Source organism: Candidatus Hydrogenedentota bacterium (assembly GCA_016791475.1).
In the GTDB taxonomy this organism is placed as follows: Bacteria; Hydrogenedentota; Hydrogenedentia; order Hydrogenedentales; family JAEUWI01; genus JAEUWI01.
This window is the reverse complement of record JAEUWI010000024.1, coordinates 44789-59828: the sequence shown is the minus strand read 5'-3', so window position 1 is coordinate 59828 and position 15040 is coordinate 44789. Positions and strand designations below refer to the sequence as shown.

13 protein-coding genes are annotated in these 15040 nt (G+C 62.3%); 6 read left to right on the top strand and 7 right to left on the bottom strand.

Translation table 11 applies throughout. The annotated features are described in order from the left end of the window. Positions 1 to 117: 117 nt before the first annotated feature. The 6 genes from JNK74_14325 to JNK74_14300 all read right to left on the bottom strand — a co-directional run bounded on the left by JNK74_14325 (position 118) and on the right by JNK74_14300 (position 5611). Positions 118 to 948, bottom strand: a complete 831-nt coding sequence (locus JNK74_14325; protein ID MBL7647359.1) for a DUF72 domain-containing protein — start codon at positions 946 to 948, stop codon at positions 118 to 120. Positions 949 to 953: 5 nt separating this feature from the next. Next, on the bottom strand, positions 954 to 1658 hold the full coding sequence (locus JNK74_14320) for an SDR family NAD(P)-dependent oxidoreductase (GenBank protein ID MBL7647358.1): 705 nt from the start codon (positions 1656 to 1658) through the stop codon (positions 954 to 956). A gap of 23 nt (positions 1659 to 1681) precedes the next feature. Next, a complete protein-coding gene (locus tag JNK74_14315; protein MBL7647357.1) occupies positions 1682 to 2479 on the bottom strand; it encodes an SAM-dependent chlorinase/fluorinase in 798 nt (265 codons plus the stop codon). 4 nt (positions 2480 to 2483) lie between these two features. Further along, entirely contained in the window at positions 2484 to 3440 is a 957-nt protein-coding gene (locus JNK74_14310; protein ID MBL7647356.1) for a GGDEF domain-containing protein, read from the bottom strand. A 156-nt stretch (positions 3441 to 3596) separates the two neighbouring features. Beyond that, complete coding sequence (locus JNK74_14305; GenBank protein MBL7647355.1) at positions 3597 to 4385, bottom strand: phytanoyl-CoA dioxygenase family protein; 789 nt, start codon at positions 4383 to 4385, stop codon at positions 3597 to 3599. A 50-nt stretch (positions 4386 to 4435) separates the two neighbouring features. After that, the gene (locus JNK74_14300; GenBank protein ID MBL7647354.1) at positions 4436 to 5611 is read right to left on the bottom strand and encodes a M24 family metallopeptidase; all 1176 of its coding nucleotides are present in this window, start codon (positions 5609 to 5611) and stop codon (positions 4436 to 4438) included. A gap of 299 nt (positions 5612 to 5910) precedes the next feature. Here JNK74_14300 and JNK74_14295 point away from each other — a divergent pair, with 299 nt between their 5' ends. The 6 genes from JNK74_14295 (at position 5911) to JNK74_14270 (ending at position 13763) form a co-directional block, all read left to right on the top strand. Beyond that, on the top strand, positions 5911 to 6651 hold the full coding sequence (locus JNK74_14295; GenBank protein MBL7647353.1) for a hypothetical protein: 741 nt from the start codon (positions 5911 to 5913) through the stop codon (positions 6649 to 6651). A 323-nt stretch (positions 6652 to 6974) separates the two neighbouring features. After that, entirely contained in the window at positions 6975 to 7214 is a 240-nt protein-coding gene (locus JNK74_14290; protein MBL7647352.1) for an acyl carrier protein, read from the top strand. A gap of 117 nt (positions 7215 to 7331) precedes the next feature. Beyond that, complete coding sequence (gene fabF, locus JNK74_14285) at positions 7332 to 8561, top strand: beta-ketoacyl-ACP synthase II (protein MBL7647351.1); 1230 nt, start codon at positions 7332 to 7334, stop codon at positions 8559 to 8561. A gap of 25 nt (positions 8562 to 8586) precedes the next feature. Beyond that, positions 8587 to 9273: a ribonuclease III gene (rnc, locus tag JNK74_14280; GenBank protein ID MBL7647350.1), complete on the top strand. Its 687-nt coding sequence runs from the start codon at positions 8587 to 8589 to the stop codon at positions 9271 to 9273. 122 nt (positions 9274 to 9395) lie between these two features. Next, entirely contained in the window at positions 9396 to 11471 is a 2076-nt protein-coding gene (locus JNK74_14275; GenBank protein MBL7647349.1) for a sodium-translocating pyrophosphatase, read from the top strand. A 210-nt stretch (positions 11472 to 11681) separates the two neighbouring features. Beyond that, entirely contained in the window at positions 11682 to 13763 is a 2082-nt protein-coding gene (locus JNK74_14270) for a hypothetical protein (GenBank protein ID MBL7647348.1), read from the top strand. A gap of 11 nt (positions 13764 to 13774) precedes the next feature. On the opposite strand, the gene JNK74_14265 is transcribed toward JNK74_14270, so the two are convergent. Continuing rightward, on the bottom strand, positions 13775 to 14800 hold the full coding sequence (locus tag JNK74_14265) for an acyl-ACP desaturase (protein MBL7647347.1): 1026 nt from the start codon (positions 14798 to 14800) through the stop codon (positions 13775 to 13777). Positions 14801 to 15040 lie beyond the last annotated feature (240 nt).

Here is a 15040-nt window from a genome sequence, read left to right as displayed (position 1 = left end):
GGCTTGTTCTTGAATTGGGGACGTGTTACTGCCTGCGTCGTCCCTATTCTACACACGAACAACCAGAATAGAAAATCGGCCGGAAGGGCGCGCGATTTCCGGCCCGGTTTCGGCGCGCTATGCCCCCCGCACCGGAAGCCAGTCGCGCAATGCGTCCTCCAGGACGCCCACATCATGGGGCGCATAGCCTGAGTAGTGGTTGTTCACATACCCGTAGACCCGAAGCTCCTTCTCCAGTGCGGCCTGAATCGGCGGAATCCATTCCGCGGTGAGATCGTCCTTGTTGACCACGACTTCTTTCCACACCTTGGTCTTTTCTTCGATGCCCTTGCGGTCGCCGAGCCAGCGGATGTACATGAAGTCTGCGGTGTGGATGCCCTGGGTGTGGAAGAGCTGCTTCGGGCGGCTCATCCAGGGATGATCGATGAGCGCGAGCGCGATATTGTGGTGGTGCAGCAAGTCCAGCAACGGGGCGGATATCCACCCTTTGTTGCGCACTTCCAGGGCAAACCTGAATTCCGATTCGGGCAGGAGCGGCAGGAAAGCCGCCAGTTTGTCCAGGAAGTGGTGCAGGTCCACGCCGGTGCGCTGGGCGAAATAGGGGAATTGAAAGAGCAGGGGTCCGCACTTCTCGCCCAGGATTGACATGGCCTTGAGGAAACTTTGCAAAGGCCGTTCGCACCCCAAAAGGAAGCGATCATGGGTGATTTCCTTCGGCGCCTTCGCCGCGAAGACGAATCCTTCGGGCGTGGCGTCGCGCCAGTGCTCCAACGTGGATTCGCGCGGCACGCCGTAGAAGCTCGCATCCACTTCCACGCTCGAAAAGCGCTGGCCGTAGGCCGCGATATAATCCGTGGCCTTGGTACCCTTCGCGTAGAAGGCGTCCTCCCAGCCCTTCGCGGTCCAACTGCAGGTGCCGAGGCGAAGATGTTCTGCTTGCCAGCGCATGGCACTCAACCCTGGGGCGGCCGCGAGAGCGGGCGGATTTCGAGTTCGCTGATGCACATCCCGGGCCGGGTTTCGAGGACGTCAAGGCAGGCCTGGCCCACTTCTGCGGGAGACACCTTCCACGAGTGGTCTTCGTCGGGATTGTGCCGGTGGGATTTTGAATTTACCGAACCGGGGTAGAGGGTCGTTACCTTGATCCCGTAGTCGCGCACTTCGAGAAAAAGCGACTGGGAGAAGCCGGTGCATGCGAATTTCGTCGCGGCGTAGGCGCTCCCGCCCGCGAGCGGTAGACGCCCTGAAATTGAAGAGATGTTGATGATATGGCCTGAGCCCTGGGCTTTCATCGGCTCCAGCACAGCACGCGTCGCGTAGAAGAGCCCGTTGATGTTCGTGTTGACCATGTCGTGCCACTCATCCAGGCTCAGGGAAAAGCAATCCTTTCGAATCACGAGGCCGGCGTTGTTGATGAGGGCGTCCACCCCGCCCAGGCGTTGAAGGAGTTCCGCCATGGCGCGCTCGGTTGCCAGGGGATCGCGCAGGTCGCAGGCGACGGCCGGATGATGGACGCCATAGGCCGTAAACTCCTCCTGCAGTCGCTTGAGCAGTTCAGCGGATCGCGCGAGCATCCCCACGGTGTGTCCTGCGGCGGCGAGATAGCGGGCAATGCCCTTGCCCAGACCCCGGCTGGCTCCCGTGACAATAATCTTCATGCTGCCAGCCTCCGTTTGCGTTTTCAGGGATGATATAACGTGACGGGCGTGCCCGGATCAAGCTGGAGCGTCCGCGCCGCGCTGTCCATGGAGATTGCAATCTCCAGTTGGCCGCTGCTGCCGAAAAGGGCCATCAGCGTGCCGGGCGGGGCATCGCCATAGGTCCGGAGAATCGTGGGCAAGGTGGCGGCGGCAACTTGGACGCGATAATCCGAGTCACCCGGTACCATATCCCGTCCGATGTTCGTGATGCAGTTGCCGAAGCGATCCACGTGGATCACTTCGCCGTGAAGCTGCCCGCTCTTGTCCAGCGTGGCCTCCGATATCGGGATCTTGACGAGCTCGCCGACTTCCGGGCCGAAATCCGCCAGGGGCACGCCCAGCGCGAGGTGGGCGGCGGCGGGGGCGAAGATGTCGCGACCGTGAAACGTCGCACTCGGGTTTGAGGCCATAAGGGTGGGATTCTCAATGGCAACCGCCGTCTCGACCGGGTGAGTGCGTTCGAGGAGGGTGAGCAGACCGTTGTCCGGGCATATCACGTACTGGCCGCCACAACGGGCGATAATGGGTTTGCGCGCCGTGCCCACGCCGGGATCCACAACGCCGACATGGATCGTCCCGGCGGGAAAAGTGGGGAGGGCCGCCGCCAGGAAGAGGGCGCCCTCAAGAAGATTCTGGGGCGCGATGCCGTGGCTGAGGTCCAGGATCCGGCTTTCCGGCGCGATAGAGAGTATGACCCCCTTCATGCAGGCCGTCCACGGATCCCGGTAGCCAAAGTCCGAGGTGAGCGTGATCAGCGCCGGCGTCGCCGTGCCGTCCAAGAGCTTAAGCCTCCGGATAGGGTGCCGTGCGCACGCAGTTGCGACCCGCGGCCTTCGCGGCGTAAAGCGCCCGGTCCGCCGCCGCGATCAGCAACTCGGGTGTCGTGCCGTGGCCTGGGAATTCCGCCAGCCCCTGGCTGATCGTCACACGAACCGCCTGTCCGTGGTGCTCGAAAGGGTAATTCTCTATCCCGGCCCGGAGCGACTCTGCAATTTCTTTGGCCTCCGCGAGCGTTGCATTGGGGAAAAGAATAATGGCTTCGTCGCCCCCATAGAGGCCCGCGTGGTCTTCCGGACGTACCGATTCCCGGATGATGCGGCCCATTCCGCCCACCACCATGCGCCCCGCCAGGTGTCCGTGGGTATCGTTGACCTTCTTCAGGCCATCGAGATCGGTCATCGCCAGGCAAAAGTTCATTCCGGGGCGGGCCAGGCGCAACTCTTCCACCAGCCGCGTGCGGAAGGCTTCCATGGTCAGGAGCCCCGTCAGTTGATCGTAGTGAATCAGGCGGTGGACATGCTGATGGAACTGAGAGTCGATTTCGTCCTGCAGCACAAACTTGAAGAGCACATCGCCCATCTTGACCTTGTCCCCGTCGTGGAGACGGGTGGTCGCGGTGCGCGTATTGTTGACGTGGGTGCCGTTGCTGCTGCCCAGGTCCGTCACCCGGAAATAACGCTCGTCATTTTCTTCCACCAGCTCGATCTGGGCATGCTGCCGCGAGACGGAGGGGGAATTGATACAGGTGTCGCAGTCCACCGAACGGCCCAGCACCATGGACCTGGCCGAAACCTCGATTTCTTTCCCAATCTCCCAGCCCGCAAGCACAATGAGGCTCGCCCGGACACGATGGGCCGGACTTGCCGCCGCCACGGCGGGCTGAAGGTACATGGTGGAATCTACATTCGTGACAGCTTCGATGGAGTCTTGGGTATCGTGATCGGTCAATTGCTTATCCATGAAATGAATTGCTCTTACGCCGTGCATTACTATGCCGTGCCACCCTTGCCCGCTGCGGCTGCAGGCGCGATCCAGGCAGCGTAACCTGCCCTATGATAGCAGGGCGACATTACCCAGGCAATCTTTTGCAGTCGGGGGCCGTGGGGCCGCCACCGCTCAGCCCCGCCAATCCTCGCAGCCCCGGAATGGCATCCATTCCCCCTCCACGTAGACCGGGCGGGGATTGTAACGGTTCACGCCGCCCGGGTCTCTTCCCCGCAGGTGGAAGGCGCTCGGGTGAATTTCCGGCGTATCCAGACAAATCCGCGTTGAGGTCGGAATATAGCGAATCGTGAGCCCGCGCCGCCACCGCGCCGAAGTGTTGGCGTTCGAACCATGGATCACGTTGGGGTGGTGGACCGAGACGTCGCCCGGACCCATGACGCAGTCCACCGCAGCGTTCTCGTCCACGATCGCCTCGTCCATCCCCGAGTTCAGTACATTGGGCACATCGGTCCGCTGCATGAGCGCCTGAAGGTCCATGCCCTGTGTTCCGGGGATGACCCGCATGCAGCCATTCTCCGGGGTGGTGTCCGTCAGGGCCAGCCAGAGTGTAACCACCTCCATCGGCTCCAAGGGCCAATAGCTTCCATCCTGATGCCACAGCACCGCCTGACCGTCAAAGGGCGGCTTGCAGATGTAGTGGGTGCCATACAAGGCAATGTCCGGGCCGATGAACTGCTCCGCAAGATCCAGCAGGCGCTCATCGCTCACCAGCCGGATCCAGAAAGGATCGTGCTGGCACAAATAGTGGTGGAGCTGCTCGGGCCGTAAATCGGGGTGCTTCGCCAGCAGCCAGTCCACATGGGCGTTCGCTTCGGCGATGAGGTCCGCGTCAAGAACGTCCCGGAAGATTACAAATCCATCCCGATCATAGATCGCGCGCGGCGAAAGTGCGGTTTCCATGGCGGCTCAACTCCCAGGCGTTTTCTTTGATCATTCTCAACGGTCAACGGTCAACCGATCCCCGATTTCACCACCGCCGTCGGACGTCCGAGAATTCCTTCCAAGTCAACCCGCGGCAATCCCGGAGTGCTGGAAAGTATCTCCTTTCGCCCATCCTCATGCAACAGGAAGGTATCCTCCGATTTCACGCCGGGTGCGGAAGGGTTCCAGGCGAAGGCCGTGGCCACGGGTACGTCCAGGTCCGCACCCTTTCGAAAATCTTCGGCCCAGTTGGCGTCGAGGCAGGGAAATATCTCGCCCGGCGTGGCCTTACAGGTTCGCCCCGCGAATCCCGTGCTGCCGCCCTGGTGATGGTTATGCCACTCGTTCTCCACGAAGCCGAAACGCCGGTAGGCATCCTGGCACGCGACAAATACATCGCCGAGCGTGCGGCCGGGCATGGTCGCCTCCTGCATACACGCATCCACCGCACAAATTCGCGCGAAGGCATCCGTTATCGCGGGGTCCAGCGTGTCCACCTGCTTGAAGCGTGTGAGCGACACAGAGAGTCCCCCGCGGATCATGCCGGCCACCACCATGACGTAGCGCTTCACGTTTCGCTCATGCACCGTGCCCGGCAGCGTGGGCAGGGGGTGGCGATAACGCGTAATCCGCTCATCCGCCGCCACCAGACTCACCGGCACCTGACAACCCCGGCGCTGCCCCTCGTAGATAAGGCGCGCGCTGATATCGTTCTCCGACGTGCCCACCTCGATACTCGCCAGCGTCGCCTCCATCGCGTCCGCCGCCAGGCGGCCAAGTTCGCGATACTGCTCGCACTCCTCCGGCAGCAGCATGCTCCGCAGGGGGGCCAATTCCCCGTGAACATTGGGACCGAGCGTGCCATCATCCGAAACCAGATTGCCCGCAAAGCGTTCCCGGCACCAGTCCGCCGCGCTCTCGTCGAACCAGCGAAAGGGCGACGCATAACACGCCGGGCTGCTCAACTCCTCATCCATGATCCGCGTCATTTCGATCGCGTTGCCCGCGTAGTGGGGGGGGGCTCCGGCGGGTACGAATATGCCGCAGGCTCCCACATCGCAGTGGGTCGACACGTAATTGCGCTTCCCCCCCGTGGCCATGGCGAAGTTGTCCGCGCGGTTGATCAAAATGCCATCCCAGCCGCGCTGCTTCAGCAGATGCTGGACCAGGCGAATTCGGGTGTCGAACAGGGTGGGTGTGGTCATAGGCTCGCTCTCTCGTTGCGTTTGCAGTGGAAACGGCAATAGCGTAGCGGATAGGGAAGCGCGGCTCAAGGGACTCAGACGTTCGTGTCTGAGTAAGCGTGCGCGGTGCGTCGCCTCCAGCGCCGCGCGTATGCCGGGATGCGTAAGCCGACTACCCGATACATCGGGCCTTTCCATATCGGAGTGGGTCCTCACCGGGCGCTTGCCGAGTGCCGGGCTGAATTGTATAATCAGGACACCAATCCAGTCGAGAACGGCGCGTCGCATGCGGACCTGGTCTGCGCGACAAAGGAATGACGATGGAATGTGCAGAATGTGGCGTGCGCAGTGCGGTGGGGTACTGCGGCGAATGCGAGACCCTGTTGTGCGAGGTCTGCGGCCGAACGTGCTCCCAATGCGGAAAAATCGCCTGCCGGAGCCACCTCCAGCGCACCAGTAGCGGCCGCAATATATGCGTGTCCTGCGTGGTCCTTCACTATGACAAACGTGCGCGCCAATCCAAAGAACTCCGTGAGCGCCGGGCCGAAGAGGCCGCCTTGGGCGGCAAGACCCGCAAGCACCACCGGCACGCGCCCAAGACCGAAAACCTGAGTTTTGAAGCCCTGGCCCGGGACATGGGGCCCCTGGCCGCGCCCATTCCCGATTTCCGACCCGAGGAGCCCGAGCACCCGGCTCAAGAGTCTGGACGCTCCCCAATTGTGGTGAATCGGGGTCCCCTGGCCGACGCGGATGCGTTGAATGCACGGGTACTGACCGGTAGCGCATCGACCCGCACCCCACCCTGGCTGGGCGGCCTGGGAATGGGTGTCGTCAGTTGGGTCCTGTGCTTCGCCGCTCGGGGTCAGTCGGAATCGGCCATGGAGGATGGTATTCTCAACGGCGTCGCGCTGCTGATTTCCTTCGGGACTGTAGTATGGACCGCGCCCGGCGCGTTCTCAAAAGAGGCGATTCCGGCCCGGACCTGGTGCCGGGTGGCCTTGTTGGTCGGTTTGAGTGCCCTCGGATTTGCCGGACTGCTCGGGGCGGCCCGGTGGCTGTGATATTTAAACCAAGGAACCTGGGAGGAGTGATTGGATGTTCGGGATTTCCCTGAATGATGTAATCAATTTTGTGGTGGTTTATAAGTGGTGGTTTATCGCGATGATCCCCTTCGCGATCGCCATTATGGCCCTCAAAGCGCGGGGCTGACATCTCCGAGACCAGATACGGTTGCCGATTCCCAGGGGAAAGCCGTCCCGCCTTCCCAGGGGGCCGCGACGGATTTTTCCGTCGCTTCAGGTTGAACTTAAGGATATGTAAAGGATATACTTACAGTTCAAAATGGATCCTGTGGCGAAACCGTATTTGAAAGGAGGTGTAGTCTATGGCAAGCGAAGCAGATGTAGCAGCAACAATTAAAGATATTATTGCCGAGCGTCTTGACAAAAGTGCCGACGAAGTGGTTGAAAGTGCTGGGTTTATGGAAGATCTTGGGGCCGATTCCCTCGACCTTACCGAGCTCTTGATGGCCCTGGAAGAAGAATTCAACATCGATATCGATGATGATGCAAACCAGATTGAAACCGTCGGGGACGCGATTAAGTATATACAGTCTAAGCTTTAAGCCCGGGGTGAACCCCACCCCATCGGGTGCTTTGAATATAGATTGTTAAACGCGAGCACCCAGTCCGCGGGGTTTCTTACATGCCCCCGGACTGGGTCTTAAACATTAAGGGTATCCATGAGCACGAAGGTCGTTGTAACCGGACTCGGTGTTGTTTCGCCGGTAGGGAATGATATTGATACATTCTGGAAGAACATCTGCGCCGGAAAATCCGGTATCCGGGCAATCGACCAGTTTGACACGTCCGACCTGACGGCCAAGATTGCCGGCATCGCGGAAGACGTGGAAATCGACGGGTTGGACAACAAGGAAATGCGGCGCATGAGCCGCTACGCCCAGTTTGCCATCTTCGCCGCCGAGCAGGCCTGGAAACAGGCGGGCCTCGATATCAACAAGGAAGATCCCTACCGCTGCGGCACCAGCGTTGGCTCCGGTATCGGCGGCCTCAACGAGATCAATATTGACTCCGTCCGCATGGCCGAAGGCGGCGCGCGGCGCGTGTCTCCCCTCATGGTCCCCAAGGGCCTCGCCAACATGGCCGCCGGCGCCGTCGCCATCCACCTCGGACTGCTCGGCCCGAACAAGTGCGTCGTGACCGCCTGCGCCAGCGGCACCCACTCCCTCGGCGACGCCGCCAGCCTGATTCAGTCCGGCAAGGCCGACGTCATGGTGGCCGGCGGTGCGGAAGCGACTGTCATCCCCTTCGGGATCGCCGGTTTCTGCGCCATGAAGGCCCTTTCCACGCGCAACGACGAACCCGAACGGGCCAGCCGCCCCTTTGATCTGGATCGCAATGGCTTTGTCATGGGCGAAGGCGCCGGCATTATGGTGCTGGAATCCGAAGAGCACGCCAAAGCCCGCGGCGCCGAAATCCTCGGCGTCGTCGCCGGCATGGGCGACACCTGCGACGCCTACCACATTACCGCGCCCCGTCCCGACGGTTCCGGCGTGGCCGCGGCCATGCGGGAGGCGCTCCGGGAAGCCAAATTGAATCCCGAAGACATCGGCTATTTTAACGCCCACGGCACCAGCACCAAGTTGAACGATGCCGGCGAGTGCAAGGCCCTCCACGTGGTTTTCGGCGAAGAAACGCCCCCCACGAGCTCCACCAAGTCCATGATCGGTCACCTGCTCGGTGCCGCGGGCGGCGTGGAGGCGGTGATCTGCATCCTCGCCATGCGCGATGGCATCCTGCCCCCCAACATCAACTACGATACGCCCGATCCCGAGTGCCAGCTTAATCTCGTGGCGAATACCGCCATGGAGAAGAAGGTGTCCGCGGTCATGTCCAACTCCCTGGGATTCGGCGGGCACAACGCCTCCATCATCTTGACGAAGTATGAGTGATAGAGCGGAGCGTGTCGAGGAATTGATGGGTCTGGCCAAACGGCTGGGCTTTGAGATCCGCGACGCGACCCTCTATGACCGTGCCCTGACCCACTCCTCCAGCCAGTCGGAAGGCGAGCAGGCGGGCTATGACTATGAATCCTTGGAATTCCTGGGCGACGCCGTGCTTGGCCTGGCGATCGCCCATAGTCTTTTTGAGCGCTTGCCCGATCTCCGCCCCGGTGATTACAGCCGTATGCGCGCCGGGCTCGTGAACCGGAAAACCGTGGCCCGCGTGGGTGGCGCGCTCGAAATCGCCCCCCATGTCCGCCTCGGCAAAGGCGAAGAACTCTCCGGAGGCCGGGAACGGATCGCCCTGCTTGCCGATTGCATGGAGGCCCTGATCGGCGCCATCTACCTCGATCACGGCTACGACGCCGCCCGTGATTTCGTGGTCCGCGTTTTCGCCAGCGAGGTCGAACTCGCCCGCCGCAGCAACCTCTACGGCGATTACAAGTCCCGCCTTCAAAACTACTGTCAGGCGCAGCGCATGCCCCTGCCGCGCTTCAATCTCGTGCGTTCGGAAGGCCCCGATCACCAGAAGGAATTTGAGGTGGAAGTGGAGCTCCGGGGCGAGCCTCGGGGCCGGGGCGTCGGCAATACCATCAAAGAGGCCGAGCAGCAGGCCGCGCGGGAAGCCCTGCTCCAGGAAGGGCACGAACTCCCCGCCTGAAGGCGCTTTCCCGAGTTCTCCCCCAAAAATGCGCCCCATAGTGGCGCTTTTTCCCCGTTTGTGGGACACTTAATGTGCCTCGGGCTTGTTCGGACCCAAGCCAGGCGAGAGGAGGCCGTACCATGCGGGACCTGCCCTTCTTGAAACTCGCCGCCGCCGCCGCGGTGGCTTCCCTCCTTGTTGTCTTCTACCTCGCACGTTATGTTCTAGCCCAGAGTCCGGGTACTGAGCTGATGGCGCGCATATCCCGGCAGGTGCAGGTTGGCGCCCTGGCCTTTCTCCGGCGGGAATACGCCTGGGTTCTTGCCTTGTCGCTGCTCGTCATGGGCTTCCTCGCCGTCGTCGGTCTGTATAACCCCGACATGGGCCTGAATTGGAAGACCTCCGTCGCTTTTGCCGCCGGGGCCGTGGCCAGTGGGTGCGCCGGCTTTCTGGGCATGTTCATCGCCACGCGCGCCAACGCCAGGACCACCGAGGCGGCCCGCGCCCGAGGCGTTGCCGGAGCACTCGCCGTCGCGGCCAGTGGGGGGGCCGTCATGGGCCTGGGTGTGGTGGGTATTGCCCTGCTCGGTCTAGTGCTGGTCTACCGTCTCTTTGAAGGGGATACCGCCATCGTAAACGGCTACGCCATGGGCGCCTCCCTGGTGGCGCTTTTCGGTCGCTCGGGTGGTGGAATCTTTACCAAGGGCGCCGATATGGCCGCCGACCTCGTTGGCAAGCTGGAGCGGGGAATTCCCGAAGACGATCCCCGGAATCCGGCCGTCATCGCCGACAACGTGGGCGACAATGTGGGCGATGTGGCGGGCCTGGGCGCCGACTTGCTCGAATCCTACGTCGAATCCATTATCGCCTGTCTGGCCATCGGCGCGATCATCGTGGCGGGGGGCGGGCCCATCTATCTGCTGGCCTTTCCTTTCGTGGTGGCGTCGCTGGGAATTCTCGCTTCGGTAGTCGGGGTGTTGTATCTCCGTATCGGCGCGAGCGCCCACCCGGAGCAGGCTCTGCTGACCGGCACCGGCATCAGCGCGCTCCTGACGGTGGCCGGGGTAGCGGGCTACACGGTTACGGCGGGGGTCCCCTTCACCTATGGCGGTACTTCCTTTGCCTGGTGGGGGCCGCTGGGCGCCTGCGTGCTGGGTATAGTCTCCGGCGGGGTGGTGGGCTTCGTAAGCGACTTCTACACCTCCGCGAGCTTCCGGCCCGTGCGTCGCATGGCACTGCGCTGCGAAACCGGACCGGCCACCGCGGTGGTCGAGGGCCTGGCCATCGGCATGCAGAGCACGGCTATTCCCGTGGTGATACTTGCCTGTTCCATCATGGCGGCCTATGCGTGCTGCGGGATCTACGGCGTCGCGGTGGCGGCCCTCGGCATGCTCGCGACCACGGGCATGGTCGTCGCCGTAGACGCCTATGGCCCCATCGCCGACAACGCGGGCGGTATCGCCGAAATGGCGGGCCTGGATCCGTCCGTGCGGGCAATCACCGATAATCTCGACGCCGTAGGCAACTCAACCGCCGCCATCGGAAAGGGATTCGCCATCGGAAGTGCGGCCTTCGCGGCCATCGGACTCCTCAGCGCCTACATCATGTCCATGGATGCCGCGTTACTCCGCGTGTCGGGCGGCCCGGGGTTGGTCCTGACCCTGAGCGATCCCGCGGTCCTCGCCGGGCTGCTGATTGGGGCCATGCTTCCCTTCTGGTTCAGTTCCATGCTCTTCCACGCCGTGGGCACCTGCGCCAACACGATGATTATCGAGGTGCGCCGACAGTTTGCCGAAATTCCGGGATTGCGCGAGGGACTGGAGAGCGTCCGCCCCGATAGTGAGCGGTGTGTGGACATTGCGACCCGCGGCGCTATTCGGGGCATGCTGCTGCCCGGTACCCTCAGTATCTCGGTCCCTGTGTTCATCGGCCTGTTCCTCGGCCCCGAAGCCCTGGCCGGCCTGCTGGTCGGCGCCCTCGCCACGGGCGTCATGCTCGGCATCCAAACGGCCAACAGCGGTGGCGCCATGGACAACGCGAAGAAATACATCGAAGCGGGCCAACACGGCGGGAAGAACTCGGACGCCCACCGCGCCGCCGTCGTGGCGGACACCGTGGGCGATCCGCTCAAAGACACGGTTGGTCCTTCGCTCAATATCCTGATCAAATTCATGTGTGTCATCGCCCTGGTGCTGGCTCCGCTCTTCGCGGGGTGAGCCCCACGGTCCACGGGCCTGCGCAATCGTCCCGCTGTGCGTAAGTCATTGCCAAATGCGGGACTATGGGCTACAATCACCCTCACGGGGAAGACGGGCGGGCAAGCTTGGAGTCGCGCCGGCACTAATGCGCAGGCGGGAACCACCGGTTTGCCGGTAGATGCCGGACCTGGTGGGAGCGTTTGGAGATCGCGTTTGGACAGCAGCATATTGTCATCAGCACTCGACAAGATTCGAGGCGGGGAAGGTGTTGAAGTAACCTCATTGACCGACGGCGAATCGCAAGAACTCGCGTCATTCCTGAGTGAAAAGAGTTCCGAGGGTCCTTTGTCCGAGGCGGATCAATTGCTCTGCCGCCACGTGCGGATCGTGCTTCAGGAGCGGGCCGCCCGTGCCCGGAGAAGCGATCAGGACCCGCCCTTTCAGCGATCAAACCTCGCCCTCCGCGCCGCGATCGATCTGTTTCTGGCCCATGACTACGCGGCCATAATCCAGAAAGACCTGGCCCTCCTCCGGGACACCCGATCCCGCCTTGAAGCCCTCGTCGCCACAGACTCGTCGCCGAACCATGTGCGGCTGAGCAAGTTGATTGGGGACTGTCTCGTCGCCTACGAGGATTGGAAATCAAAGCAGCCCGCGGGTGGCGAAGCACCAACCGCCGCAGTTGTGGCGCCCGCACCGACCGCCCCGGTGGAGCATCCCGCGAAAACCGCGCCCCCCCTTGCGCTGGACGCGCGGGAGTTCCTGAGCCACGCGGGTATGCGGGAAGCCATTCATGTAATCGAGGGGATTCCCCTGGTGGCCAGCCTCCGGGTACTGCTCCACGAAGGAAGTCTCCGCCTGAACGGAGAACTGTCGGAAGAGTTTCTTCTGGATATCCGTGGGGGCGGTCTCGAAATTCAGGGGGGACTTTCCGGATTCGTGGTGGCGGAAGGGGACATCGTGATCGACGGCAGTGTCCAGGGCGGCTGGATCTTCTCTAGAAGTGGGAATATTCAGGCGGGCCGCGTACTCGCCGGTTCCGTGCTGATCGCCCCCCGAGGCGACATCACCACAGGCGGCGCCGAAGCCCCGAGGCTCATCTTTTGCGGGCGGGACTTCGTCGCGGAGCAGGGCGTCCGCTCGGGGACCTACTACACGCGTAACTTTACCTCGGAAGCGGGAATTCGCAATGCCCGTATTCACGTGCGCGGCTCGGTAAGGGCGACCGCGATTGAACAGGATCCCCACGACGACGCGGCCGGGATCCAGTTTCGAGTCGCCCAGACCTGTCACGATTTCGGCCGTCCCATTGAGGAGGGCGTCTCCTCCGCGTTGCGGAATTTTGCCCGAATTCGCTACCGGCGGCGCATCGCGACGGCATTACTGGCCTATCTGGAACGGGAACTCCTCGCGCTGCAACGTCTCCGAATTTTTGCGGTGCAATCCGGCGCCCCGGACCTCGCCGCCATAGCCCCAATACGCGAGACCCAGGGGGAGCTGGCGCTACTCGGCGTGCTGCTGGAGACCGGCGAAGGGCTCAAAGAGATCATGGTGCTCGGAGAAAATACCGGACAGGGCATGGAGGGCGCGCTCCTGACCGTGGGGATTGAGGAGTCCACCGCTTGCCTCGCTACCCTGGCCCGCGAAATCAAGATGATGTGCCGGGGCTTTGTGCGCGACAAGGAAGCACTGGAGGCCCCGTGCCGTCACATTGCGAGTTTTGCCAAGAAACTCAAGGATACCCTGCGGCTTGGACAGGGGCCCGACAAACTGATCTACGATTTTGATTTCCGCATGGACGAGTGGCGGGCCCAGGCCGCTCAGGCCGCGGAGGCCCTCGCCGTCCACGAGCAGACGATGGCGCAACTCATGGGGCCGAACGTGTGGCAGGTCCAGGACACCGACCGCCTCGGCGCCCTGGTGGCCCGGATGATCCAGAACGCGGAGGAAAATGGAAAGCTGCCCCGGGTGCTCAGTGCCCGGGAGATGGGCGCGCTTCGCGAGCATGCGGAGCAGCATTCGGCCAATCGAAAGACCTGGCGGGAGAATCTGGCCACCCTCGATCAGGAATGCGCCCTGAGCCTCAAGGGCCTCGAAGAGAGCATCGCGCTGGCCGTTGCCGAAGGGGGCGAGCACGAGATACGTGCGGGCCAATTCGGTCAGGGCGTCCGGATCCAGACCCTCGCAAGCATCAAGAAAGTCAGCGGTTCAAACGGCGCCATGGTGCTCGTCACGGGCGGCCCGGCGGGGTCGCCGGAAGTCGTGCGCATGCGCAATCTGCGCCTCTATCCCGAGGGGGGCCGCGCATGAGGACCGAACGCCTAAAGCACGGATTCCAAAGGCTGGCGCGGCAACATCCACGTGAAGGTCATCGGCTCGCCTTCCTGTTCGGACTTCCGTGGCGTGCGGTCATGCATCCGCTGGAGCAGGGTCCGGTAACGTTCCGGTAGCCCGCACAGATAGTCCTGGGCCTTCTCCGCCGCCGGCGACAAACCGCCCAGGTGCTGGATATCCCAGTCCGCCAGCAGGTTCTCAATGATCTCCACATAGTCCCGCCCGGTGTAGACCCCGCTCCGCCCCGCGACACGCTCGAACTTCTTGAACGTGTCGCCGATCTGGCCGCCGCGCTCGCGCATGTACATCGCCGGCATGGTGATTTTCTTCTTCATCATGTCCTGAAAGGCCAGGAGTGCTTCATTGGGGTCCACCTCCATGATTCTGGAAATGAAATACTTGTAGGCCCGCGCATGTCGTTGTTCGTCTCCGGCGATCTTGGCGGAGAGCTCGTATAGCTTTTCGGCGCCGACGGACCGTGCAATTTTTCCCACATTGAGGTGGGAAATCCGTGTCGCAATTTCCTGGAAGGAGGTGTAGATGAAGGTACGGTAGGGATCATTCTCATTCTGTGTGTCGCCCCCATCCGAGATCAGGTGCTGGATCGTCACCTCGATTTCCCGCATGTTGACCCGACCGGAAAGATAGAGCCAGCGGTTCAACAGGTCACCGTGCCGGTTCTCCTCCCCGCACCAGGCGCGGTTCCACGCGCCCCAGGCCGTGCTGGGCTCGCCCGAAACTCCGACGCCTTCCAGCGTGCTAATCCAGGACGCGTAGCTCGGCAGCGCCTCTTCGGTAATCATATCGCCCACAAGAATGACCATGGCGTCTTCGGGAAGGCGGCTGGCCTCCTCCCGCAATTCCCGCACCGCCTCAAAGCCCGCATCGGAAGTCAGATCGGGCGTGTAATCACTGGGCTGCCAATTGATTTCGGCGCCGCGAAGGAATACGGGGAGCTTCTCGGCGACAAAACGCTCGACGTGCTTCATAACTTCAAGACGGGAAGGCACCATGGCGATCAATACCCTGTAGAGCCCTGGCAGGCAGACGGTTAAGATAGACGCAAAACTGTTAGGTGTCTAATTATATGTAGTGTCCCCCGAAAGATCAAGGGGGATTTTCCACGCGGCATCAGAATCGGACACCGCAATAGCGCGCAGGCGCTAAGTTTGCGTTTTTGTACCTCGAAACGATACCATAGAGCGGTCCTCGCGGAGGAAACGGCAATGAATTCACACCGCCTGACAGGCGGA